General features: G+C 57.3%; 21 protein-coding genes and 1 other RNA gene. 5 read left to right on the top strand and 17 right to left on the bottom strand.

All coding sequences use genetic code 11. The annotated features are described in order from the left end of the window. Positions 1 to 80: 80 nt before the first annotated feature. Positions 81 to 1,514: a 6-phospho-beta-glucosidase BglA gene (bglA, locus tag ACMWKK_RS18775; RefSeq protein WP_112780550.1), complete on the top strand. Its 1,434-nt coding sequence runs from the start codon at positions 81 to 83 to the stop codon at positions 1,512 to 1,514. 76 nt (positions 1,515 to 1,590) lie between these two features. Here bglA and ACMWKK_RS18770 read toward each other — a convergent pair whose 3' ends face one another. The 8 genes from ACMWKK_RS18770 to ACMWKK_RS18735 all read right to left on the bottom strand — a co-directional run bounded on the left by ACMWKK_RS18770 (position 1,591) and on the right by ACMWKK_RS18735 (position 11,624). Continuing rightward, positions 1,591 to 2,334, bottom strand: coding sequence for an SDR family oxidoreductase (locus tag ACMWKK_RS18770; RefSeq protein ID WP_045329220.1), 744 nt, complete (start codon positions 2,332 to 2,334; stop codon positions 1,591 to 1,593). Between the two features lie 70 nt (positions 2,335 to 2,404). Next, positions 2,405 to 5,278 (bottom strand): aminomethyl-transferring glycine dehydrogenase, encoded by a 2,874-nt coding sequence (gene gcvP / locus ACMWKK_RS18765; protein ID WP_406542912.1) that lies wholly within the window; start codon positions 5,276 to 5,278, stop codon positions 2,405 to 2,407. Positions 5,279 to 5,405: 127 nt separating this feature from the next. After that, positions 5,406 to 5,795: a glycine cleavage system protein GcvH gene (gcvH, locus tag ACMWKK_RS18760; RefSeq protein WP_014885143.1), complete on the bottom strand. Its 390-nt coding sequence runs from the start codon at positions 5,793 to 5,795 to the stop codon at positions 5,406 to 5,408. A gap of 23 nt (positions 5,796 to 5,818) precedes the next feature. Beyond that, positions 5,819 to 6,913, bottom strand: a complete 1,095-nt coding sequence (gcvT, locus tag ACMWKK_RS18755) for a glycine cleavage system aminomethyltransferase GcvT (protein ID WP_112780552.1) — start codon at positions 6,911 to 6,913, stop codon at positions 5,819 to 5,821. A gap of 397 nt (positions 6,914 to 7,310) precedes the next feature. Further along, positions 7,311 to 8,513, bottom strand: coding sequence for an FAD-dependent 2-octaprenylphenol hydroxylase (gene ubiI, locus ACMWKK_RS18750; protein ID WP_112780553.1), 1,203 nt, complete (start codon positions 8,511 to 8,513; stop codon positions 7,311 to 7,313). 12 nt (positions 8,514 to 8,525) lie between these two features. Next, entirely contained in the window at positions 8,526 to 9,704 is a 1,179-nt protein-coding gene (ubiH, locus tag ACMWKK_RS18745; RefSeq protein WP_112780554.1) for a 2-octaprenyl-6-methoxyphenyl hydroxylase, read from the bottom strand. Further along, the gene (pepP, locus tag ACMWKK_RS18740; protein ID WP_112780579.1) at positions 9,701 to 11,014 is read right to left on the bottom strand and encodes a Xaa-Pro aminopeptidase; all 1,314 of its coding nucleotides are present in this window, start codon (positions 11,012 to 11,014) and stop codon (positions 9,701 to 9,703) included. The genes ubiH and pepP overlap by 4 nt, the downstream gene beginning before the upstream one ends. Positions 11,015 to 11,045: 31 nt before the next feature. After that, on the bottom strand, positions 11,046 to 11,624 hold the full coding sequence (locus ACMWKK_RS18735) for a YecA family protein (protein ID WP_406542911.1): 579 nt from the start codon (positions 11,622 to 11,624) through the stop codon (positions 11,046 to 11,048). Positions 11,625 to 11,792: 168 nt separating this feature from the next. Between ACMWKK_RS18735 and zapA the strand changes: the two genes are divergently transcribed. From zapA to ACMWKK_RS18720, 3 genes are all read left to right on the top strand, one after another. Further along, positions 11,793 to 12,122, top strand: a complete 330-nt coding sequence (gene zapA, locus ACMWKK_RS18730; protein ID WP_006811891.1) for a cell division protein ZapA — start codon at positions 11,793 to 11,795, stop codon at positions 12,120 to 12,122. A gap of 41 nt (positions 12,123 to 12,163) precedes the next feature. Continuing rightward, a non-coding RNA gene (gene ssrS, locus ACMWKK_RS18725) (6S RNA) lies at positions 12,164 to 12,347 on the top strand. Positions 12,348 to 12,371: 24 nt separating this feature from the next. Then, positions 12,372 to 12,968 carry a 5-formyltetrahydrofolate cyclo-ligase gene (locus tag ACMWKK_RS18720; protein ID WP_112780555.1) on the top strand — a complete coding sequence of 199 codons (597 nt, stop codon included), beginning with the start codon at positions 12,372 to 12,374 and terminating at the stop codon, positions 12,966 to 12,968. Between the two features lie 154 nt (positions 12,969 to 13,122). Here ACMWKK_RS18720 and serA read toward each other — a convergent pair whose 3' ends face one another. Both serA and rpiA read right to left on the bottom strand, forming a co-directional pair. Beyond that, positions 13,123 to 14,355: a phosphoglycerate dehydrogenase gene (gene serA, locus ACMWKK_RS18715; RefSeq protein ID WP_045329234.1), complete on the bottom strand. Its 1,233-nt coding sequence runs from the start codon at positions 14,353 to 14,355 to the stop codon at positions 13,123 to 13,125. Positions 14,356 to 14,620: 265 nt separating this feature from the next. Next, entirely contained in the window at positions 14,621 to 15,280 is a 660-nt protein-coding gene (gene rpiA, locus ACMWKK_RS18710) for a ribose-5-phosphate isomerase RpiA (RefSeq protein ID WP_010435366.1), read from the bottom strand. Between the two features lie 127 nt (positions 15,281 to 15,407). Here rpiA and argP point away from each other — a divergent pair, with 127 nt between their 5' ends. Continuing rightward, on the top strand, positions 15,408 to 16,301 hold the full coding sequence (argP, locus tag ACMWKK_RS18705; protein ID WP_008499727.1) for a DNA-binding transcriptional regulator ArgP: 894 nt from the start codon (positions 15,408 to 15,410) through the stop codon (positions 16,299 to 16,301). Between the two features lie 44 nt (positions 16,302 to 16,345). Here the strand turns inward: argP and ACMWKK_RS18700 are convergent, their stop codons facing one another. From ACMWKK_RS18700 to tkt, 7 genes are all read right to left on the bottom strand, one after another. Further along, complete coding sequence (locus ACMWKK_RS18700) at positions 16,346 to 17,077, bottom strand: oxidative stress defense protein (RefSeq protein WP_406542910.1); 732 nt, start codon at positions 17,075 to 17,077, stop codon at positions 16,346 to 16,348. A 91-nt stretch (positions 17,078 to 17,168) separates the two neighbouring features. After that, positions 17,169 to 17,804 carry an arginine exporter ArgO gene (gene argO / locus ACMWKK_RS18695; RefSeq protein ID WP_021242063.1) on the bottom strand — a complete coding sequence of 212 codons (636 nt, stop codon included), beginning with the start codon at positions 17,802 to 17,804 and terminating at the stop codon, positions 17,169 to 17,171. Between the two features lie 148 nt (positions 17,805 to 17,952). Continuing rightward, entirely contained in the window at positions 17,953 to 18,807 is an 855-nt protein-coding gene (gene mscS / locus ACMWKK_RS18690; protein WP_045329240.1) for a small-conductance mechanosensitive channel MscS, read from the bottom strand. Between the two features lie 186 nt (positions 18,808 to 18,993). Continuing rightward, positions 18,994 to 20,073 carry a class II fructose-bisphosphate aldolase gene (gene fbaA / locus ACMWKK_RS18685; RefSeq protein WP_014885155.1) on the bottom strand — a complete coding sequence of 360 codons (1,080 nt, stop codon included), beginning with the start codon at positions 20,071 to 20,073 and terminating at the stop codon, positions 18,994 to 18,996. A 92-nt stretch (positions 20,074 to 20,165) separates the two neighbouring features. Then, a complete protein-coding gene (gene pgk, locus ACMWKK_RS18680; protein WP_024906565.1) occupies positions 20,166 to 21,329 on the bottom strand; it encodes a phosphoglycerate kinase in 1,164 nt (387 codons plus the stop codon). Positions 21,330 to 21,378: 49 nt separating this feature from the next. Further along, a complete protein-coding gene (gene epd / locus ACMWKK_RS18675; protein WP_045329242.1) occupies positions 21,379 to 22,398 on the bottom strand; it encodes an erythrose-4-phosphate dehydrogenase in 1,020 nt (339 codons plus the stop codon). 326 nt (positions 22,399 to 22,724) lie between these two features. Then, positions 22,725 to 24,716 carry a transketolase gene (tkt, locus tag ACMWKK_RS18670; RefSeq protein ID WP_112780557.1) on the bottom strand — a complete coding sequence of 664 codons (1,992 nt, stop codon included), beginning with the start codon at positions 24,714 to 24,716 and terminating at the stop codon, positions 22,725 to 22,727. Positions 24,717 to 24,985 lie beyond the last annotated feature (269 nt).

Below are 24,985 nucleotides of genomic sequence, written 5' to 3'. Positions count from 1 at the left end.
GCACACCTTGTTATATCGTGACATTTAATTTCGCTTTGCTAGACTCGATGCCAATAAGCCATTTATTGAGAATAGCAGCGATGAAAAAATTAACCTTACCAAAAGATTTTTTATGGGGTGGCGCGGTTGCCGCTCACCAGGTTGAAGGCGGCTGGAACAAAGGCGGCAAAGGGCCAAGCATTTGTGACGTATTAACCGGCGGCGCGCACGGCGTGCCGCGCGAAATCACGCAGGACGTGGTGCCGGGGAAATACTATCCAAACCACGAGGCCATCGACTTCCACGGCCACTACAAAGAAGACATCAAGCTGTTTGCCGAGATGGGCTTCAAATGCTTCCGCACCTCTATCGCCTGGACGCGCATCTTCCCGAACGGTGATGAAACCCAGCCAAACGAAGAAGGGCTGAAGTTTTACGACGACATGTTCGATGAGCTGCTGAAATACAACATCGAACCGGTGATCACCCTCTCCCACTTCGAAATGCCGCTGCACCTGGTGAAGGAGTACGGCAGCTGGACCAACCGTAAAGTGGTCGATTTCTTTGTGCGCTTCGCGGAAGTGGTCTTCGAGCGCTACAAAAACAAGGTCAAATACTGGATGACCTTCAACGAAATCAACAACCAGCGTAACTGGCGTGCCCCGCTGTTTGGCTACTGCTGCTCGGGCGTGGTTTATACCGAACATGAAAACCCGGAAGAGACCATGTACCAGGTCCTTCACCACCAGTTTGTGGCCAGCGCCCTGGCGGTGAAAGCGGCACGCCGCATTAACCCGGAGATGAAGGTCGGCTGCATGCTGGCGATGGTGGCGCTCTATCCGTTCTCCTGCAAACCGGAAGACGTCATGTTCGCCCAGGAATCCATGCGCGAGCGCTACGTCTTTACCGACGTCCAGCTGCGCGGTAACTACCCGTCCTACGTGCTGAACGAGTGGGAGCGCCGCGGGTTCTCCATCAAAATGGAAGCGGGCGACGAGCAGATCCTGCGTGAAGGCACCTGCGACTACTTAGGCTTCAGCTACTACATGACCAACGCGGTGAAAGCGGAAGGCGGCACCGGCGATGCGATTTCCGGCTTCGAAGGCAGCGTGCCGAACCCGCACGTGAAGGCATCCGACTGGGGCTGGCAGATTGACCCGGTAGGCCTGCGCTATTCCCTGTGCGAACTGTACGAGCGTTACCAGAAGCCGCTGTTTATCGTGGAGAACGGCTTCGGCGCCTACGATAAGGTGGAAGAAGACGGCAGCATCAACGATGACTATCGCATCGACTACCTGCGCGCCCACGTGGAAGAGATGATCAAAGCCGTGACGCACGACGGCGTGGATCTGATGGGCTATACGCCGTGGGGCTGCATCGACTGCGTGTCATTCACCACCGGCCAGTACAGCAAGCGCTACGGCTTTATCTACGTGAACAAGCACGACGACGGCACGGGCGACATGTCCCGCTCCCGTAAAAAGAGCTTCAACTGGTATAAGGAAGTGATTGCCAGCAACGGCGAGACGCTGTAATTTTTGCCCGGTGGCGCTGCGCTTACCGGGCCTACACGAACAGCAGGCCGGGTAAGGCGAAGCCGCCACCCGGCTTTTATTTCCCGCCCGCCAGCTCTATAAAACTGCCCGTGACGTACGACGCCTTCTCGCTCAGCAGCCAGACAATCGCCTGCGCCACCTCTTCCGGCTGGCCGCCGCGCTGCATCGGCAGCAATGATTTCACGCGATCCACCCGCCCCGGCTCTCCGCCTGAGGCATGGATATCGGTATAGATCAGCCCCGGACGGACGCAGTTGACGCGAATGCCCTGCGCCGCCACCTCCAGCGCTAACCCGGTTGTCAGAGAATCCACCGCGCCCTTGGAAGCCGCGTAATCCACGTATTCCCCTGGTGCACCCAGACGAGACGCGGCAGATGAGACATTCACTATCGCCCCACCCTTCCCGCCATGCTTGAAGGACATGCGTTTTACCGCTTCCCGGCAGCAGAGGAAGTAGCCCGTGACGTTGGTCGCCAGGACGCGGTTAATACGCTCGGCGGAGAGATTCTCGATAGTGGATTGCTCAAACAGGATCCCCGCATTATTAACCAGCGCGGTCAGCGGCTCGCCTTCCCGATCGAGGCTGTCAAACATCGCCAGCACCTGGGCCTCATCGCTAATGTCTGCACGCAGGGCAAATGCTTTTCCGCCCGCCTCAACGATCTGGCTGATGACGTCCTTTGCGGCTTTGATATTGTGGTGATAATTCACCGCCACGGTATAGCCTTCTCGTGCCAGCTGCAGCGCGGTGGCTTTACCGATGCCGCGGCTGGCGCCGGTGACCAGTGCAATTGCCATTTTCTTCTCCCAATAAAAAAGCCGGGTGGCGGCTTCGCCTTACCCGGCCTACATGACTACACCAAAAATATTACTGGTATTCGCTCATCGGTACGCAGGAGCAGAACAGGTTACGGTCGCCGTAGACGTCGTCGAGACGCTTCACGGTCGGCCAGTACTTGTTCGCCACGCCTGCGGGGAAGACCGCCAGCTCGCGGGAATAGCCGTGGTTCCACTCTGCCACCATCTCGTGCTGGGTGTGCGGAGCGTTGACCAGCGGGTTATCTTCCAGCGTCCACTCGCCGTCCTGCACGCGGTCGATTTCCATGCGGATGGCCAGCATCGCGTCGATGAAGCGGTCCAGCTCGGCTTTGCTTTCAGATTCCGTTGGCTCCACCATCAGCGTGCCCGCCACCGGGAACGACATGGTTGGCGCGTGGAAGCCGTAGTCGATCAGACGCTTGGCGATATCCAGCTCGCTGATGCCCGTCGCGTCTTTAAGAGGACGAATATCGAGGATGCACTCGTGCGCCACGCGACCGTCACGGCCGGTGTAGAGGATCGGGAAGGCAGACTTCAGGCGCGTCGCAATGTAGTTGGCGTTCAGGATCGCCACCTGGCTCGCCTGCTTCAGCCCTTCTGCGCCCATCATGCGGATGTACATCCAGCTGATTGGCAGGATAGAGGCGCTGCCGAACGGTGCCGCTGAGACCGCGCCCTGACGGGTCAGCATGCCTTCAATTTGCACCACGCTGTGGCCCGGCACGAAAGGCGCCAGGTGCGCTTTCACGCCGATAGGACCCATGCCCGGGCCGCCGCCGCCGTGCGGAATGCAGAAGGTTTTGTGCAGGTTGAGGTGAGATACGTCCGCGCCGATAAAGCCCGGAGAGGTAATGCCCACCTGAGCGTTCATGTTCGCGCCGTCGAGGTAAACCTGGCCGCCAAACTGGTGCACTACTTCACACACTTCGCGGATGGTTTCTTCGTATACGCCGTGGGTGGACGGATAGGTCACCATGATGCAGGAGAGCTTGTCGCCCGCCTGCCCGGCTTTCGCACGCAGGTCAGCCAGGTCGATGTTGCCGTTCTTATCGCACGCCACCACCACCACTTCCATGCCCGCCATCTGGGCAGAGGCCGGGTTGGTGCCGTGGGCGGAGCTTGGGATCAGGCAGATATCGCGGTGGCCTTCGTTGCGGCTTTCGTGATAGTGGCGGATCGCCAGCAGGCCCGCGTATTCGCCCTGCGCGCCGGAGTTCGGCTGCATGCAGAGCGCGTCATAACCGGTCAGCTTCACCAGCCAGTCCGAAAGCTGGTTGATCATCACATGATACCCTTCCGCCTGCTCTGGCGGGCAGAACGGGTGCAGCTCGGAGAATTCAGGCCAGGTGATGGGGATCATCTCTGCCGCAGCGTTGAGCTTCATGGTACAGGAGCCCAGCGGGATCATCGCCTGGTTCAGCGCCAGATCCTTGCGCTCCAGAGAGTGCATATAGCGCATCATCTCGGTTTCGCTGTGATAGCGGTTGAACACCGGATGCGTCAGGATCGCGTCATTGCGCAGCATGCTCTCCTGAATGGAGCGGCTGTCGAGCGCGACCTCTTTGTCGAGCGTATCAATGTCCAGACCGTGCGCGTCACCCAGCAGGACGCTGAACAGGTTCAGGATATCGTCGCGGGTGGTGCTTTCATCCAGCGTAATGCCGACGGCGTTGTGGATGTCGCTGCGCAGGTTGATCTTTGCCGCGTCCGCGCGCGCCAGCACGACCGCTTTGTCCGCCACGTCCACGCACAGCGTGTCGAAGTAGTGGGCATGGCGCAGCTTAAGGCCCTTCTGCTGCAGGCCGCAGGCCAGAATATCGGCCAGGCGGTGAATGCGGCTGGCAATACGCTTCAGGCCCGCCGGGCCGTGGAACACGGCGTACAGGCTGGCGATGTTTGCCAGCAACACCTGAGAGGTGCAGATGTTGGAGTTCGCTTTTTCGCGGCGGATGTGCTGCTCGCGGGTTTGCATCGCCATGCGCAGCGCGGTGTTACCGGCAGCATCTTTTGAGACGCCGATAATACGGCCAGGCATGGAGCGTTTGAATTCATCTTTCGCGCCGAAGAACGCCGCGTGCGGGCCGCCGTAGCCCATCGGTACGCCGAAGCGCTGCGCTGAACCGAAGACGATATCTGCGCCCTGTTTGCCCGGCGCGGTGAGCAGCACCAGCGCCATAAAATCGGCGGCAACGCTGACCACTACCTTGCGGGACTTCAGCTCGGCAATCAGCGCGCTGTAGTCGTGAACCTCGCCCGTGGTGCCAACCTGCTGCAGCAGCACGCCGAAGACGTCCTGGTGATCCAGCACTTTGTCAGCGTCGTCAACGATCACGTCAAAGCCGAAGGTTTCCGCACGGGTGCGCACCACGTCCAGCGTCTGGGGATGCACGTCCGCCGCCACGAAGAAGCGGTTGGCGTTTTTCAGCTTGCTGACGCGCTTAGCCATCGCCATCGCTTCGGCGGCAGCTGTCGCTTCATCCAGCAGCGAGGCGGAAGCGATATCCATGCCGGTCAGATCCAGCGTCACCTGCTGGAAGTTCAGCAGCGCTTCCAGGCGGCCCTGGGACACTTCCGGCTGATAAGGGGTGTAAGCGGTGTACCAGCCCGGGTTTTCCAGCATGTTACGCAGGATCACCGGCGGCAGCTGCACGTTGGTATAGCCCATGCCAATGTAAGACTTATAGCGCTTGTTCAGGCCAGCGATGGTCTTCAGCTCCGCCAGCGCGGCGAATTCCGTGGTGGCTTCCCCCACCTGAGGCGGCGTAGCAAGCTGGATGTCTTTTGGCACAATCTGGCCGATCAGTGCGTTTAATGAATCCGCGCCAACCGTCTTCAGCATCTCCTGCTGTTGCTGAGCATCCGGCCCAATGTGACGTTCAATGAAGGCGCCACGGTTTTCAAGCTGGCTTAAAGTCTGTGTCATGAGCGATGGTTCCTGAAACGTGCAGTGAATCGTAGTTATCTGTAACGCTGTTGCCCGGTGGCGCTAACGCTTACCGGGCCTACGTTGACCTGTAGGCCGGATAAGCGCAGCGCCATCCGGCAAAACGTTATTCGTCTTCCAGTAATGCTTCGTATGCGGTCGCATCCAGCAGCGCGGCAACCTGAGATTCGTCGCTGGCTTTGATCTTGAAGATCCAGCCGCCTTCATAAGGCTCGCTGTTCACCAGCTCCGGCGAATCGCTCAGCGCGTCGTTAACGGCAACAATTTCACCGCTTACCGGGGCGTAGATGTCGGATGCTGCTTTAACAGACTCCGCCACGGCGCAGTCGTCGCCCGCGCTCACGGTTGCGCCCACTTCCGGCAGGTCAACAAACACCATGTCGCCCAGCAGCTCCTGCGCGTGCTCGGTGATCCCTACGGTGTAAGTGCCGTCCGCCTCTTTGCGCAGCCACTCGTGTTCTTTGCTGTATTTCAGTTCTGCTGGCACATTGCTCATTGAAGTTCTCCTGATAAAAATGATTAGGCGACCGGCTTACCGGCGCGAACAAAAATTGGTTTGGTTACGGTGACCGGCATTTCACGGTTGCGGATTTGCACCACCGCCGTTTCGCCAATGCCCGCCGGCACGCGTGCCAGTGCAATACTGTAGCCCAGCGTCGGGGAGAAGGTTCCGCTGGTGATCACGCCTTCGCGCGGATTGCCGTCGGCATCGGTAAAGCGTACCGGCAGCTCGCCGCGCAGCACGCCTTTTTCCTTCATCACCAGGCCAACCAGCTGTTCCGTGCCCTTCTCGCGCTGCATCTCCAGCGCTTCACGGCCAATAAAGTCACGATCGGCCGGTTCCCACGCGATGGTCCAGCCCATATTGGCGGCCAGCGGAGAGACGCCTTCGTCCATCTCCTGACCGTAAAGGTTCATCCCCGCTTCCAGACGCAGCGTATCGCGCGCGCCCAGACCCGCAGGCTTCACGCCCGCTTCCACCAGCGCGCGCCAGAAATCAGCGGCCTTCTCGTTTGGCATCGCAATTTCGTAACCCGCTTCACCGGTGTAGCCGGTGGTGGCGATAAACAGATCGCCCGCCTGCACGCCGAAGAACGGCTTCATGCCTTCAGTTGCTTTGCGCTGCTCGTCGTTAAACAGTGACGCGGCTTTCGCCTGCGCGTTCGGCCCCTGCACGGCGATCAGCGACAGATCGTCACGGACGGTGATGTCGATGGCATACGGTTCGGCGTGTTGGGCGATCCAGGAGAGGTCTTTTTCGCGGGTGGCGGAGTTGACAACGAGGCGGAAGAAATCTTCGGTGAAGTAGTAGACGATAAGGTCATCAATCACGCCGCCCGAGGCATTCAGCATGCCGGTATAGAGCGCTTTACCCGGCGTCTTCAGTTTGGCGACGTCGTTGGCCAGCAGATAACGCAAAAACTCCCGGGTGCGGCTACCGCGCAGATCGACAATCGTCATGTGGGACACGTCGAACATACCGGCATCGGTGCGCACCGCGTGGTGCTCATCAATCTGCGAGCCGTAGTGCAGCGGCATCATCCAGCCGTGGAAGTCCACCATGCGGGCGCCGCATAACACGTGCTGTTCGTACAAAGGAGTCTGTTGAGCCATCTTGTCCTCGTTGAAAAATTCACCGTGAAACCCGGTATCGGCCTCGTTCCCGAATGCCGACGCAAACGTTCTCTTTTACCTGAACTTACCACCGAAACCGGCGGTTAACCATAAGGTAAAACGGGTCATCACATTAGCTTATGACCAAAAAACGCTAAAAAGCCTACAGAGTTATTCACTGGAAAAATGCGATTAACCCCGCACAAAATTAACAATGATCTAACAGGATTTAGCACATGGTGATATTTCGTGCGGAAAATCGGGCCGAATTTCCGTAACGAGAAAAACACGACATTAGATTATCTAATGCGAAAAATGAGGTGAAATTAGATTATTTCAAACGAGGGCATTTCCCCGGCGCGGAGGCCGGGAAAAGAAAGTGTGACAGGGGTCTAAATTAGCGTAGCCAGTCCGGCAGGTCGTTAAGACCCATCGCCTGACGGAGGAGTTGAGGTTTGACGCCAGGAAGCGTATCGGCAAGCTTAAGACCGATATCGCGCAGCAGTTTTTTCGCCGGATTCGCCCCGGCAAACAGCTCGCGGAAGCCCTGCATGCCCGCGAGCATCATCGCCGCGCTATGCTTGCGGCTGCGCTCGTAGCGACGCAGATACAAATGCTGCCCAATATCTTTGCCTTCGCGGTGCAAACGACGCAGCTCTTCGACCAGCTCTGCCGCGTCCATAAAGCCGAGGTTAACGCCCTGTCCGGCCAGCGGATGAATGGTATGCGCCGCATCCCCCACCAGCGCCAGACGGTGCGCCGCAAAATGACGCGCGTAGCGGCCGGTTAACGGGAACACCTGACGCTCGCTCTCAAGCGTGCACAGGCCAAGGCGGTTATCAAACGCCACGCACAGCGCCTGGTTAAAGGCCCCCGGCGTCGCCTCCTGCATCAGCTGCGCTTTTTCCGGCACCAGGGACCAGACAATCGAGCACAGGTGCGGATCGGCAAGCGGCAGGAACGCCAGAATGCCGTCGTTGTGGAAAATCTGCCGCGCCACGCCGCCGTGCGGCTCCTCGGTGCGGATCGTCGCGACCAGTGCATGGTGGCGGTAATCCCAGAAGGTCAGCGGGATATCGGCTTTGTTGCGCAGCCAGGAGTTGGCGCCGTCAGCACCGACCACCAGACGCGCGGTCAGCATGTCGCCGTTCTGCAGGGTGATAAACGCCTCGTTTTCACCCCACGCCACCTGCTGGATCTGCGCGGGCGCAACCAGCGTCACGTCGCTGCACTGCTGAGCTTTCTGCCACAGCGCGTAGTGGATCACCGCGTTTTCAACGATGTGACCCAGATGGCTATAGCCCATGCTTGCATCATCAAAAGCAATATGCCCAAAGCTGTCTTTATCCCACACTTCCATGCCGTGATAGCAGCTGGCGCGGTTCGCCACAATTTCTGACCAGACGCCAAGGTGCGCGAGCAATTTCTCGCTGGCGGCATTGATCGCCGAGACGCGAAGTTCCGGCGGGGCATCGTGAGCTACGGGCTGAGGCAGCTTTTGCTCCAGCACCGCTACGCGCAGGCCGCTGCCCTGCAAACCACAGGCCAATGCCAGTCCGACCATTCCGCCGCCAACGATGGCGACATCAACATTTTGCACGGTGATAACTCCTTAACGCGCGACCCAACCAAGAGTCCGCTGCGCCAGCACGTCACGTGCCGGAATGAATAATTCCATCGCCATCAGCCCGAGGTTGCGGCCCGCAACCAGCGGTGCCCAGCGATTGGCAAAAAGATGGACTAAGCCGTCGGTGACGCCAATCGTCGCCTCTTTATCCGCCTGACGGCGCTTCTGGTAATGGCTGAGTACCGGGTATGCGCCACAGTCTTTTTGTTCGCCCCACGCCTGGGAAAGGGTTTCCGCGAGGCTCATGACGTCGCGTAAGCCCAGGTTGAACCCTTGCCCGGCGATAGGGTGGAGCGTCTGCGCGGCATTACCGACAAGCGCCAGACGATGGGTGATGGACTGAGATGCGGTAGTCAGCGAAAGCGGGTAGACCGCCCTCTGGCCTGCATGGGTAATACGCCCCAGCCGCCAGCCAAAGGCTTTCTGCAGCTCGGTACAAAAACGTTCGTCTGACCAGGCCTTCACCTCTTCGGCCTTATCCTGCGGATGACACCAGACCAGCGAACAGCGCCCGTCCGACATCGGCAGCATCGCCAGCGGACCGTGCTGCGTAAAGCGCTCAAACGCCCTGCCGCGGTGTTCTGCGGCGGTAGAGACGTTCGCAATCACCGCAGCCTGACCGTAAGGCTGCTGACGCCACTCCACGCCGCACTGGGTGCCGAGCGACGAGCGCGAGCCGTCTGCGGCGACCAGAAGCTGGCCTTCAAGGACGGTGCCGTTTTCCAGCGTCACGCTGACCGACGCTTCACTGCGGCTCACGCTTGCCACGCGAGCCGGGCAGTGCAGCGTGACGCCCGGCGCGTCCTGCAACAGGCGGAACAGACGTAATCCGACGTCGTGCAGCTCAACAACCTGACCCAGGGCATCAATGCGGTAATCCTGCGCGTCCAGCGTGACAAACCCGGCATGACCGCGATCGCTGACGTGAACGGTTTTAATGGCCGTAGCGCAATCGGCTATCGCCTGCCAGATCCCAATGCGCGACAGCTGCTGACAGGTTCCCTGCGCCAGGGCGATGGCGCGAGAGTCAAAGCCGGGGTGATTCTTCGCCTGTGGCGCAACCGCCTCGACGAGATGCACCGGAAGCTGGCCCTTCGTCAAATGCGAGATCGCCAGCGCCAGCGTGGCGCCGGTCATGCCGCCGCCAACGATAATCACGCTCATACGCGCGCCGCTGCCATCAGCGCCTCGATATCGTCAGCGTTTTTCACGACGCCGGCGGTCAGGTTTTCGTTACCGGTTTCGGTAATCACGATGTCGTCTTCAATACGAATGCCAATCCCGCGGTACGCTTCGGGCACGTCGGCATCCGGGGCGATATACAGACCCGGCTCCACGGTCAGCACCATGCCCGGCTCCAGCACGCGCGAACGGTCGGTACCGTACGCGCCAACGTCATGCACATCCAGCCCCAGCCAGTGGCTCAGGCCGTGCATGAAATACGGTCGATGCGCGTTTTCAGCGATCAGGGTGTCGACTTCCCCTTTCAGGATCCCGAGCCTGACCAGACCGGTAATCATGATGCGCACCACTTCGCCGGTCACTTCCTGAATGGAGGTACCCGGACGATACAGCCCGAGCGCCGTTTCCAGGGATTCGAGAACAATGTCGTAAATCGCGCGCTGCGCGGGGGAAAACTTACCGTTCACCGGGAAGGTACGGGTGATGTCCCCCGCGTAGCCCTGAAATTCGCAGCCGGCGTCAATCAGCACCAGATCGCCGTCGCGCAGCGCGCTTTCGTTTTCGGTGTAGTGCAGAATGCAGCCGTTTTCACCGCCGCCGACGATGGTGTTGTAGGAGGGGTAACGCGCGCCGTGGCGGTTAAATTCGTGGTGAATTTCGCCTTCCAGCTGGTATTCGAACATCCCGGGACGGCACTTTTCCATCGCGCGGGTGTGCGCCAGGGCGCTGATTTCGCCCGCGCGGCGCATCACGTTCAGCTCTTCTTCAGACTTGAACAGGCGCATCTCATGCACCACCGGACGCCAGTCCGTCAGCGTGGCCGGCGCGGACAGGTTTTGCCGCGAGCCTTTGCGCAGCTTGTCCAGCGCGGTGAAGACAATCTCATCCGCGTAGGCATATTCGCCCTGCGCGTGATAGAGCACATCGAGGCCGTTAAGCAGCTGATAGAGCTGCTGGTTGATTTCGCTAAACGCCAGCGCGCGGTCAACGCCCAGCTTTTCCGGTGCGGCCTCTTGCCCTAAGCGGCGGCCAAACCAGATTTCAGCCGTCAGGTCGCGCACGCGGTTGAAAATCACGCTGTGGTTGTGGGTGTCATTGCTTTTAATCAGCACCAGGACCGCTTCCGGCTCGTTAAAGCCGGTGAAGTACCAGAAATCGCTGCTCTGGCGATAGGGATATTCGCTATCGGCGCTGCGCGTCACTTCGGGCGCAGCAAAAATCAGCGCGGCGCTGCCCGGCTGCATTTTCGCCAGCAGCGCCTGACGGCGGCGCGAATACTCTTGACTTGAGATAACCATGACACCCTCCTGTGCGTTATTTTTCTTAATGTAAGGTTGGCTTGCGGACTTCCGGCGCGGTCGGCTGCGAGCGCGTAAAGTTGTCGTGGCACAGCAGTGCCGCCACGCGCACGTACTCGATTATTTCTTCGAGCGACATTTCCAGCTCTTCCTGGTCTTCGTCTTCATCGTAGCCGAGCTGGGCGATGTTACGCAGATCGTCGATCGCCTCACCCGCTTCGCCGGTCACTTTATCCAGTTTAGGCTGCGTCACGCCCAGCCCCAGCAGATAGTGGTTTACCCAGCCCGCCAGCGCATCGGTGCGATCGAACACGCTGACGTCGTCGCCTTCAGGCAGATAAAGCTGAAAAAGAAAGCCATCGTCTTCCAGCGAATCGCTGGTGGCGGCGTGCATTTTACGCAGCGCTTCCGCCAGCTCGTGACCAAACGCCAGCCCTTCATTCGTGAGGTCGTGGATCAGCGGCTGCCATGAGCTGTCGCTGTTTCCGCCGCACAGGATGCCACTGATCAGACCGTGCATTTCGGCAGGGGTAAGTCCGACTCCCTGCTGGTTCAGTAACTGGTTTAAATCCTTGTAACCAGGCATTTCGTTCTGTATAGACATGAGCATTCGTCGTCAAAGGGGGGAAGTTTCATGATATGCTACCACTTTGGACCCTGGTGATACCAGAAAAGGGCTTGTATCTTCATATCAGGGTAGCTATAGTGTCGCCCCTTCGCAGCCCCCTGGGCAGTGAGCGAAGGTAGCGCAGTCAATCAGCAGGAAGGTGGCATGTCTGCACAACCCGTCGATCTCCAGATTTTTGGCCGTTCACTGCGAGTGAATTGTCCGCCTGAACAAAGGGATGCTTTGAATCAGGCAGCGGACGATTTGAATCAGCGGTTGCAAGATCTAAAAGAACGCACTAGAGTCACAAATACTGAGCAGCTGGTTTTCATCGCCGCGTTGAACATCAGCTATGAACTGACTCAGGAAAAAGCGAAGACCCGCGACTACGCGGCAAGCATGGAGCAGCGCATTAAAATGCTCCAGCAGACCATAGAACAGGCGTTGCTTGATCAGGGTCGCAATCCCGAAAGACCGGGACCAAAGTTTGAATAACACTTCTCAGTTGACTATGGTAGAGTAACTGTGAAGACAAAATTTCTCTGAGATGTTCGCAAGCGGGCCAGTCCCCTGAGCCGATATTTCATACCACAAGAATGTGGCGCTCCATGGTTGGTGAGCATGCTCGGTCCGTCCGAGAAGCCTTAAAACTATGACGACACATTCACCTTGAACCAAGGGTTCAAGGGTTACAGCCTGCGGCGGCATCTCGGAGATTCCCTCTCTTTTCTTCTACCAGCTACCATGACTCAATTCCCTGAAGTTTCGGCTTCACGCCAGGACATCCGTCAGCTTATTCGTCAACGCCGCCGTGCGTTAACCCCCGCTCAGCAAGCGCATTTTGCCCAGCAGGCCGCCGCCCGCATGATGGCGTACCCGCCAGTCGTGATGGCGCATACGGTTGCCCTGTTTCTGTCGTTTGATGGCGAATTGGATACCCAACCGCTGATAGAGCAGCTCTGGCGAGCCGGAAAGAAGGTTTATCTGCCGGTGCTGCACCCATTTAGCGAAGGCAATCTGCTGTTTCTACACTATCACCCGCACAGCGAGCTGGTGGTGAATCGTCTGAAAATCACCGAGCCGAAGCTCGACGTGCGCGACGTGCTGCCGCTGTCACAGCTGGACGTACTGATTACGCCGCTGGTGGCGTTTGATGAACAGGGTCAGCGTCTGGGCATGGGCGGCGGTTTCTATGACAGGACGCTGCAAAACTGGCAGCAGTACGGGTTGCAGCCGGTGGGTTACGCGCATGATTGCCAGGGCGTGGAGGCGTTGCCGGTGGAGAAGTGGGATGTGCCGTTACCGGCGGTGGTGACGCCCAGTAAGATTTGGACCTGGTAGAATAAAGCCGGGTGGCGCTTACGCTTACCCGGCCTGAATACATCCTCGAACATTGTAGGTCGGGTAAGCGCAAGCGCCACCCGACAAAACAAACCGCACATCCGTTGTAGGTCGGGTAAGGCGCAGCCGCCACTCGACACCACACTCCGCACCATCAGTAAAGCAGACGCGCGCGAATCGTCCCCGGAATGGCCTTCATGCTCTGCAACGCTTTCTCGGCGACATCGTCATCCGCTTCGATATCAATAACCACGTAGCCCATCTGCGAGTTTGTTTGCAGATACTGCGCGGCAATGTTAACGCCCTGCTCGGCAAAGATCTGGTTGATCGCGGTCAGCACGCCCGGACGGTTTTCGTGGATATGCAGCAGACGACGACCGCCGTGCAGCGGCAGCGACACTTCCGGGAAGTTAACGGCAGAGAGCGTAGAGCCGTTGTCGGAATATTTGCTCAGTTTACCCGCCACTTCCAGACCGATATTTTCCTGCGCTTCCTGAGTAGAACCGCCGATGTGCGGCGTCAGGATCACGTTGTCGAACTCGCACAGCGGAGAGGTAAACGGATCGCTGTTGGTCGCAGGCTCCGTCGGGAAGACGTCGATGGCCGCGCCCGCCAGATGCTTACGCTTCAGCGCATCCGCCAGTGCCGGGATATCGACAACCGTGCCGCGCGCGGCGTTAATCAGCAGTGAGCCCGGCTTCATCAGCGCCAGCTCTTCCGCGCCCATCATGTTTTTGGTGGAGGCATTTTCCGGCACGTGCAGGCTCACCACGTCGCTCATGTTCAGCAGGTCAGACAGATGCTGAACCTGGGTCGCATTGCCCAGCGGCAGCTTGCTTTCGATATCGTAGAAAAACACGTGCATGCCCAGGGATTCCGCCAGAATACCGAGCTGCGTACCGATGTGGCCGTAGCCGATAATCCCCAGCTTTTTACCACGCGCTTCATAGGAGCCAGACGCCAGCTTGTTCCACACGCCGCGGTGCGCCTTGGCGTTAGCCTCAGGAATGCCGCGCAGCAGCAGCAGCAGTTCGCCAATCACCAGCTCCGCTACGGAACGGGTGTTGGAGAACGGGGCGTTGAAGACGGGAATACCGCGCTTCGCAGCAGCATTCAGGTCAACCTGGTTGGTGCCGATGCAGAAGCAGCCGATTGCCACCAGCTTTTCCGCCGCGGCAATAACCTCTTCAGTCAGGTGAGTACGGGATCGCAGGCCAATGAAGTGGGCATCACGGATGGACGCTTTCAGCTCTTCGGTATCGAGCGCGCCTTTGTGAAATTCGATGTTGGTGTAGCCTGCCGCACGAAGGCTATCGATTGCTTTTTGATGCACGCCCTCGACCAGCAGGAATTTAATCTTGTCTTTCTCCAGTGATACCTTTGCCATTTACCCGACCCTGTTTTTGTCTGAACTGATGTTGTGCTGGATATGAATCCGCTGTAGCCAACATATCAAAAAAAACTATTGCAGCAATATGAACGTTTGCGTCGGCACCTTGAAGGAAAGTCATCCAGAGCAAAATGACAGAGGAAAATGCTATGGAAATTTACAAATGCGGCAGGATCGGCAAAAGAGGCGGAAAAACGTGACACAAGTCACCGAATTTAGCATTTCAAAAATTTTTAGCGGGGGGAGGACTCCCCCCGTCAGATCATTTTACGATGGTTTTCACGCCGTCAGCGGTGCCAATGAGCGCCACGTCCGCGCCCCGGTTGGCGAATAGCCCTACGGTCACTACGCCTGGGATAGCGTTGATGGCATTTTCCAGCGCAACTGCGTCGAGAATTTCCAGACCGTGTACATCGAGGATCACGTTACCGTTGTCGGTGACGACGCCCTGACGATATTCCGGACGACCGCCCAGCTTCACCAGCTGACGGGCAACCGCGCTGCGCGCCATCGGGATCACTTCGACCGGCAGCGGGAAATTCCCCAGAATGTCGACCTGCTTGGAGGCGTCCGCGATGCAGATGAACTTGTCCGCAACGGAGGCGATGATTTTTTCGCGCGTCAGCGCCGCGCCGCCGCCTTTGATCATCTGCATGTGGCCGTTGATTTCATCCGCGCCATCAACGTAAATCCCCAGACGATCCACTTCGTTGAGATCGAAAACGGTAATGCCGAGGCTTTTCAGCTTTTCCGTGGACGCATCAGAGCTCGAAACCGCGCCCTCGATCTGCCCCTTCATCGTGCCCAGCGCATCGATAAAGTGTGCCGCCGTCGATCCCGTACCGACACCGACAATGGTACCCGGCTGTACGTACTGGAGAGCGGCCCATCCTACTGCTTTTTTCAGTTCATCCTGCGTCATGATCGTTTTGCCTGTGGTGTGAAAACTCAGGGCGCATTATAGAACACGTCGAATGGAATTCGTCTGCCACGAAGGGAAAATTGTGTCATAGTGCAGAATAAGCAAAATTAAGGAGCCACCCAGAGCAATGAAACGTCCGGACTACAGAACACTACAGGCACTTGATGCAGTTATTCGTGAACGCGGTTTTGAGCGCGCGGCGCAAAAGCTTTGCATCACCCAGTCCGCCGTATCACAGCGTATCAAACAGCTTGAAAACATGTTCGGCCAGCCGCTGCTGGTGCGCACCGTGCCGCCACGCCCAACCGAGCAAGGGCAAAAGCTTCTCGCCCTGCTGCGCCAGGTTGAACTGCTGGAAGACGAGTGGCTGGGTGACGAACAAACGGGCTCTACGCCGCTGCTGCTCTCTCTGGCGGTCAACGCCGACAGTCTGGCAACCTGGCTGCTGCCGGCCCTTGCGCCGGTACTGGCCGATTCCCCTATCCGCCTTAATTTGCAGGTTGAAGATGAAACCCGCACCCAGGAGCGCCTGCGTCGCGGCGAAGTGGTTGGGGCGGTCAGTATCCAGCCTCAGGCGCTGCCGAGCTGCCTTGTCGATCAGCTGGGTGCCCTGGACTACCTGTTTGTGGGTTCAAAAGCCTTTGCCGAGCGCTACTTCCCGAACGGCGTCACCCGCGCGGCGCTGCTGAAGGCCCCTGCCGTGGCGTTCGACCATCTGGACGATATGCATCAGGCGTTCCTGCAGCAAAACTTCGATCTGCCGCCGGGCAGCGTGCCGTGCCATATCGTTAACTCGTCTGAAGCCTTCGTGCAGCTTGCGCGCCAGGGCACCACCTGCTGCATGATCCCGCATCTGCAGATTGAGAAAGAGTTGAAAAGCGGTGAGCTGATTGACCTGACGCCGGGGCTGTATCAGCGCCGGATGCTTTACTGGCACCGTTTTGCGCCGGAAAGCCGCATGATGCGCAACGTCACCGACGCGCTGCTGGCTTACGGGCACAAGGTGTTAAGACAGGATTAAAAAGAAAAAGCCGGGTGGCGGTAACGCCTTACCCGGCCTGCAGGTTACTGAGCCGGTTTCGGCTGCGCTGCAACGGGCTCCAGCTGGAACACCACGTCCACCTGATCGTCGAACTGAATGGTTGGCTGCTCGTAAGTTTCCTGCGCGGATACCGGGGCTGCATCAGCCTTCATCATCCGCACCATCGGGCTTGGCTGGTAGTTAGAGACGTGGTAACGCACGCTGTAAACCGGGCCAAGCTTGCTCTTGAAGCCGGACGCCAGCTGTTCAGCCTGATGAATAGCATCATCAATCGCCGCCTTACGCGCTTCGTCTTTGTATTTCTCCGGTTGCGCAACGCCCAGCGACACGGAGCGGATCTCGTTCAGGCCCGCCTTCAGCGCGCCGTCCAGCAGCGAGTTAAGCTTATCCAGCTGGCGAACGGTCACTTCAACGGTACGCACGGCACGGTAGCCTTTCAGGATGCTTTTGCCGTTCTGGTAGTCGTAATCGGGTTGAGTACGCAGGTTCGCGGAGTTGATATCTTTTTTACCGACACCGTTCTGCTCGAGGAAAGAGAGGTATTGCGCAACGCGATCGTCAGCCTGCTTCTTGGCGGTAGCCGCATCTTTCGCGGCCACATTCACTTCAATTGCCAGGGTTGCAACATCGGGTACCGCGTCCACGCATGCGGTGCCTGACGTGACGATGTGCGGGCCTTCCGGCAGCTCGTTTGCCTGCGCCGATACCGCTCCGAAACTGACTAATGCCGCCAGGGCCATCACCTTAAACTTCACTGTTATTCCTCCATGTTGCGAAGAGTGCCCATTAACAGGGCGCATGCCAGCAAGCTTAGCGGGTCTTGTTCAGATGTCCATAAGACAAGGATTAGTTGAACAATTCCTGAACGTGGTGAATCCCCTCTTTTGCCAGCTGAAAAGCAATAAACCACATCACCAGCCCCACCAGGGTATTAATGATGCGCTGGGCTTTGGCGGTGCGCAGGCGTGGAGCCAGCCATGCCGCCAGAATGGCGAGGCCAAAGAACCAGAGGAACGATGCGCTGACCGTACCGAGCGCAAACCAGCGTTTCGGCTCAACGTCCAGCTGTCCACCCAGGCTGCCCAGCACCACGAAGGTGTCCAGATAAACATGCGGATTAAGCCAGGTGACCGCCAGCATGGTGACGATAATCTTCCAGCGGCCCTGCTTCATGACTTCCGCGCTCGCCAGCTCGAGGTTACTGCTCATCGCCGTTTTCAGGGCGCCGAATCCGTACCAGAGCAGAAACGCAACGCCGCCCCAGGTGACCAGCGCCAGCAGCCACGGAGACTGCATCAGCAGCGCGCTGCCGCCAAAAATCCCGGCACAGATCAGCAGTAAATCGCTTACCGCGCACAGCAGGGCAATCATCAGATGATACTGGCGGCGGATACCCTGATTCATCACGAACGCATTTTGCGGGCCGAGCGGAAGGATCATGGCTGCACCTAAGGCAAGCCCTTGAAAATAATAAGATAGCATGAAGTTTTTCTCGCAGTGTTGTTCTGGAAGCTGACTATACTGCGCGAATCACATTAGAGGAAATGGATAATATTAATTGGGTATTAGCGAAGCTTATGAAGTTAAAGCCCGGTGGCGCTAGCGCTTACCGGGCCTAAAACGTCGGGGATTACTCGGCGGCTTTCTCGCGTTTAAGATTCACGTCCATCTGCGGATACGGGAAGCTAATGCCGTTGGCGTCGAAGTCGCGCTTAATGCGCTCCAGCACGTCCCAGTATACGGTTTGCAGATCGCTGCTTTTGCTCCAGATACGCACCACGAAGTTAATCGAGGAAGCGCCGAGTTCGTTCAGGCGAACCGTCTGCTCTTTGTCTTTCAGAATGCGATCGTCTGACGCAATAATGTTGGTAATCAGCGACTTCACCTGATCGATGTCGGAGTCGTACGCCACGCTGATAATCAGCTCGTTACGACGGACCGGCTCACGGGAGAAGTTGATGATATTGCCCGCAATAATTTTCCCGTTCGGCACCACCACGATGCGGCCATCGACGGTACGCAGGGTCGTTGAGAAAATCTGCACCTGCAGCACGGTGCCGGCAATGCCGCCAAGATCAACGTATTCGCCAGAGCGGAACGGACGGAAGGTCACCAGCAGCACGCCAGCCGCCAGGTTGGACAGCGAGCCCTGCAGCGCCAGACCAATGGCCAGACCGGCGGCACCGAGCACGGCGATCACGGATGCCGTCTGCACGCCCACGCGGCCCAGCGCCGCAATCAGCGTAAAGGCGATAATGCCGTAACGCACCAGGGCTGAGAGGAAGTCAGCCACCGTGGCGTCAATGTGACGGGCCAGCATCACGCGGTTAACCGTATTCGAGACAATGCGCGCCACGATCATCCCGACGATGATGATGGCAATTGCCGCGACGATGTTCACGGCGTAGCTCAGCAGCAGGGCCTGGTTGCGCACCAGCCAGTTACCGGCATTATTGATGCTGTCTACAACATCGAGTTGTTCCATTTATTCTTCCTTTTGTTAAACCAAAACACAAAATCCATCCCCCATGGAGACAGGCAGGTCAGTAAAGGGTAAACAAAAAGCACCGGCTTTGCCAAACAGATCACAAAAACAGGTCTGACAGGGTATTGAAAAAGCATAAAAAAAGGCCCGCATTGGCGGGCCTTCTGACGCTGTTAGCAGCTCAAATTACAGAACGTCTACTGCGTTCAGTTCTTTGAATGCCTGCTCCAGACGAGTGATCATAGAAGTCTGGGCAGCGCGCAGCCATACGCGCGGATCGTAGTATTTCTTGTTCGGCTGGTCTTCGCCTTTCGGGTTGCCCAGCTGGCCCTGCAGGTAAGCTTCGTTCGCTTTGTAGTACTGCAGGATACCGTCCCAGGTTGCCCACTGGGTGTCGGTATCGATGTTCATTTTCACTACGCCGTAGCTGACGGAGTCTTTGATTTCCTGAGCAGAAGAACCGGAACCGCCGTGGAAGACGAAGTTCAGGCTGTTGTGCGGCAGGTTGTGTTTCTTGGAAACGTATTCCTGAGAATCACGCAGGATGGTTGGGGTCAGAACCACGTTACCTGGTTTGTAAACGCCGTGCACGTTACCGAAAGACGCTGCAATGGTGAAGCGTGGGCTGATTTTGCTCAGCTCGGTGTACGCGTAATCAACGTCTTCTGGCTGGGTGTACAGGGCAGAAGCGTCCATGTGGCTGTTGTCCACGCCGTCTTCTTCGCCACCGGTGCAACCCAGTTCGATTTCCAGGGTCATGCCCATTTTGGCCATGCGCGCCAGGTATTTAGAGCAGATTTCGATGTTTTCGTGCAGTGACTCTTCAGACAGGTCGATCATGTGAGAAGAGAACAGTGGCTTACCGGTTGCCGCGAAGTGTTTCTCACCCGCGTCCAGCAGACCGTCGATCCACGGCAGCAGTTTCTTCGCGCAGTGGTCAGTGTGCAGGATAACTGGAACACCGTAGTGCTCAGCCATCTGGTGTACGTGGTGCGCACCAGAGATAGCGCCCAGGATTGCAGCACCCTGAGGAATGTCAGTTTTTACGCCTTTACCTGCGATGAACGCAGCGCCGCCGTTAGAGAACTGAACGATAACTGGAGCTTTAACTTTAGCAGCAGTTTCCAGTACGGCGTTGATGGAGTCGGTACCCACGCAGTTAACTGCTGGCAGAGCGAAGTTGTTTTCTTTAGCTACCTGGAACACTTTCTGTACGTCATCACCAGTGATAACGCCAGGTTTTACGAAATCAAAAATTTTAGACATGTTGCTTAGTCCTGTATCTTCGGCCGTTAGAAAAGGTGCGAGCTCTTAAAAGCGCGCTGAAAATTGGGCAGGTTTCCCTGCCCTTGAATGGCTTACTTCTTAGCGCGCTCTTCGAGCATTGCTACTGCTGGCAGTACTTTGCCTTCCACGAATTCGAGGAATGCGCCGCCACCAGTGGAGATGTAGGAGATTTTGTCAGCGATACCGAACAGGTCGATTGCTGCCAGGGTGTCACCACCGCCTGCGATAGAGAACGCTTCGCTGTCTGCGATAGCGTTAGCAACGATTTCAGTACCTTTGCGGAAGTTCGGGAATTCGAACACGCCAACAGGACCGTTCCACAGGATAGTTTTTGCGTTTTTGAGGATCTCAGCCAGTTTCTGTGCAGAAACGTCGCCCAGGTCCAGAATCTGCTCTTCGTCTTTGATGTCGTTAACAGATTTCAGGGTCGCGGTTGCGGTTTCGGAGAACTCGGTCGCGACGCGAACGTCAGTTGGAACCGGGATATCGCAGGTGCTCAGCAGGCGTTTGGCTTCATCAACCAGGTCTGCTTCGTACAGGGATTTACCCACGTTGTGGCCCTGAGCGGCAACGAAGGTGTTCGCGATACCACCGCCAACGATCAGCTGGTCAGCAATTTTAGACAGGGAATCCAGAACGGTCAGCTTGGTAGAAACTTTAGAACCACCAACGATAGCCACCATTGGACGAGCAGGTTCTTTCAGTGCTTTACCCAGCGCTTCCAGTTCGTCAGCCAGCAGAGGACCGGCACACGCTACGTCTGCGAATTTACCGATACCGTGGGTAGACGCCTGGGCACGGTGAGCCGTACCGAATGCATCCATCACGAATACGTCGCACAGTGCAGCGTATTTTTTGGACAGGGTTTCGTCGTCTTTCTTCTCGCCTTTGTTGAAGCGAACGTTTTCCAGAACAACCAGTTCACCCGCTGCAACGTCAACGCCGTCCAGGTAATCTTTCACCAGGCGAACCGGGTTGGACAGTTTGTCTTTCAGGTAATTAACCACTGGCAGCAGAGAGAACTCTTCGTTGTACTCGCCTTCAGTTGGACGACCCAGGTGGGAGGTGACCATCACTTTAGCGCCCTGCTTCAGAGCCAGTTCGATGGTTGGCAGAGATGCACGGATACGCGCGTCGCTGGTCACTTTGCCATCTTTAACCGGTACGTTCAGATCGGCACGGATGAAAACGCGTTTACCAGCCAGATCCAGATCGGTCATCTTAATTACAGACATGGTGAATCCTCTCGTTGATTCTTAAAGTTTTGCAGACGCACGATGCGTCTTACCTGAAACCTTGAGCGGCCATTGCTAACGTGGTGTCGAGCATTCGGTTAGCAAAGCCCCATTCGTTATCACACCAGACCAGCGTCTTGATAAGGTGTGCGCCACTGACCCTCGTTTGCGTGCCATCGACGATGGCGCTGTGCGGGTCGTGGTTAAAATCTACTGAGACCAACGGTAATTCCGTATAGTCAACTATACCATGAAATGCTCCCTGTGCCGCTTTTTGCAGCAACAGGTTGACTTCACAGGCTTTTACCGGCTTTTTCACCGTCACGCTAAGGTCGATTGCGGTGACGTTAATCGTTGGGACACGCACGGCAATCGCTTCAAAACGGTCATTAAACTGCGGGAAGATTCGGGTGATCCCTGCCGCCAGTTTTGTATCCACCGGAATGATTGACTGGCTCGCGGCGCGCGTGCGTCGTAAATCCGGATGGTAGGCGTCGATAACCTGCTGATCGTGCATGGCGGAATGAATCGTGGTCACGGTGCCGGACTCAATGCCATACGCATCGTCTAACAGTTTGATGACCGGAATAATGCAGTTAGTGGTACAGGAGGCGTTGGAGACTATGCGGTGTTCGGCCTGCAGCTCATGCTGGTTGACGCCAAACACGACGGTCGCGTCGAGATCGTTACTGCCGGGATGAGAAAACAGGACTTTTTTCGCGCCTGCGGCCAGATGCGCTTCTCCATGTTCGCGGTTGCCGTACACGCCGGTACAGTCAAGCACCACATCCACACCCAGTTCACGCCACGGTAGCCCTGCAATGCTGCTTTCATGCAGCACGCGGATGGCATCGTCACCGACAAACAGTTGCTCTCTTTCCTGACGGACATCCCAGGCAAAACGTCCATGGCTGGTGTCATATTTCAACAAATGCGCCATGCCCGTAGCATCCGCCAGTTCATTGATTGCCACCACGGTGATTTCCGCCCGGCGTCCGGATTCATACAAAGCACGAACCACATTACGCCCGATGCGACCGAAGCCATTAATCGCTACGCGTACGGTCATAGATCTCCTGCAAAGCAATCCCTGAGTTTGAGGTGGCTGAAAGAGTAATCCAGCTACGCCCGAAGGGGAATCCTTGCTGTCACAAACTGCGATTGATTGGTCAATTGTCGAACATTTAATCGACTGAAACGCTTCAGCAAGAATAAGCGAATCGGGGAATAAAAGGAATGTCTGTCCAGATGAATAAGCGAGCTATATGACTTGCGTCACATTTTCGGTGGAATAATGTCTACAAAAAAGCCGGGTGGCGCGCTAGCGCTTACCCGGCCAATTTTCGTGCCATTTGTAGGCCCGGTAAGCGTAAGCGCCACCGGGCAAAACGGCAATTACAGCAGTTCTTTCGCTTTCGCGACAACGTTCTCAACGGTGAAGCCGAACTCTTCGAACAGCTGCTCTGCCGGAGCAGACTCACCGAAGGTGGTCATGCCGACGATAGCGCCGTTCAGGCCCACGTATTTGAACCAGTAGTCAGCGATACCCGCTTCCACCGCCACGCGAGCGGAAACCGCTTTAGGCAGGACGGATTCACGGTAAGCCGCATCCTGTTTGTCGAACGCATCGGTAGACGGCATGGAGACCACGCGCGCCTTCACGCCTTCGGCAGTCAGTTTTTCCCATGCGGCAACCGCCAGCTCAACTTCAGAACCGGTAGCGATGAAGATCAGCTCAGGCTGGCCCGCACAGTCTTTCAGCACGTAACCACCGCGAGCGATGTTCGCCAGCTGCTCAGGCGTACGCTCCTGCTGCGCCAGGTTCTGACGGGAGAGGATCAGCGCGGTTGGACCGTCCTGACGCTCAACGCCGTATTTCCACGCCACCGCGGATTCAACCTGGTCACATGGACGCCATGTGCTCATGTTCGGGGTGACGCGCAGGGAAGCCACCTGCTCTACCGGCTGGTGAGTTGGGCCATCTTCGCCCAGACCGATGGAGTCGTGGGTGTAGACCATCACCTGACGCTGCTTCATCAGCGCAGCCATACGCACGGCGTTACGGGCATATTCGACGAACATCAGGAAGGTAGAGGTGTACGGCAGGAAACCGCCGTGCAGGGAGATACCGTTGGCAATCGCGGTCATACCGAATTCACGGACACCGTAATGGATGTAGTTACCGGCAGCGTCTTCGTTAATTGGCTTAGAACCGGACCACAGGGTCAGGTTAGATGGCGCCAGGTCAGCGGAGCCGCCCAGGAATTCTGGAAGCCATGGGCCGAACGCTTCAATCGCATTTTGAGACGCTTTACGGCTCGCGATTTTAGACGGGTTCGCCTGCAGCTTAGCGATGAACTCGTTCGCTTTCGCGTCGAAGTCAGACGGCATGTCGCCTTTCATACGACGGGTGAATTCAGCCGCTTCCTGTGGGAAGGCTTTCGCATAGGCAGCGAACTTCTCGTTCCAGGCCGCTTCTTTCGCCTGGCCCACTTCTTTTGCGTCCCACTGAGCGTAGATCTCAGAGGGGATTTCGAATGCAGGGTGTTTCCAGCCCAGCGCTTCGCGGGTCAGTGCGATTTCCGCGTCGCCCAGCGGCGCGCCGTGGGAGTCGTGCGTACCCGCTTTGTTCGGTGAACCGAAGCCGATAATGGTTTTGCACATCAGCAGGGACGGCTTGTCCGTCACGGCGCGCGCTTCTTCTACCGCACGTTTAATCGAGTCAGCATCGTGGCCATCAACGCCGCGCACAACGTGCCAGCCGTAGGCTTCGAAACGGGCTGCGGTGTCGTCGGTGAACCAGCCTTCTACGTGACCGTCGATGGAGATACCGTTGTCGTCATAGAACGCCACCAGCTTGCCCAGCTTCAGGGTACCTGCCAGGGAGCACACTTCGTGAGAAATGCCTTCCATCATGCAGCCGTCGCCCATGAACGCGTAGGTGAAGTGGTCAACGATGTCGTGACCAGGGCGGTTGAACTGCGCCGCCAGCGTCTTCTCAGCAATCGCCATACCTACAGCGTTCGCAATACCCTGTCCCAGCGGGCCGGTGGTGGTTTCTACGCCAGCGGTGTAGCCCACTTCCGGGTGACCTGGAGTTTTGGAGTGCAGCTGACGGAAGTTTTTCAGCTCTTCGATAGGCAGATCGTAGCCGGTGAGGTGCAGCAGGCTATAGATCAGCATAGAGCCGTGGCCGTTGGACAGCACGAAGCGGTCGCGGTCAGCCCATGCCGGGTTCTGCGGGTTGTGGTTCAGGAAATCACGCCACAGGACTTCGGCGATATCAGCCATACCCATAGGGGCCCCTGGGTGGCCGGATTTGGCTTTCTGTACTGCGTCCATGCTCAGCGCACGAATAGCATTAGCAAGCTCTTTACGTGAGGACATTTTAACTCCAGATCGGACTGTTAAAGGCCATGCCCTTGACGACAGCGCGTTTTGGGCTACGCCGGAAAAAAGTGCCAACAATGTAACCCAAGCCGCAAGTCATGTACATGGAGCATTCTTTTGCTTGTTAAGAAATCTCTGGATCATGCTCGCATGTTGCGCAATCTGCTCGCCCGGCCCTGTGGATATTCCTTATACTTAGCCCGACACCGGCTTCGCTGACGGTGCACTTTTCAGATTTTATTCAGATTAACGAGTACGGAAGCAAC

The sequence above is a fragment of the Enterobacter sp. 01-M-03-SI-ECC genome (assembly GCF_047530215.1).
Classification (GTDB): domain Bacteria; phylum Pseudomonadota; class Gammaproteobacteria; order Enterobacterales; family Enterobacteriaceae; genus Enterobacter; species Enterobacter chengduensis.
This window is presented reverse-complemented; position numbering and strand designations above follow the sequence as displayed.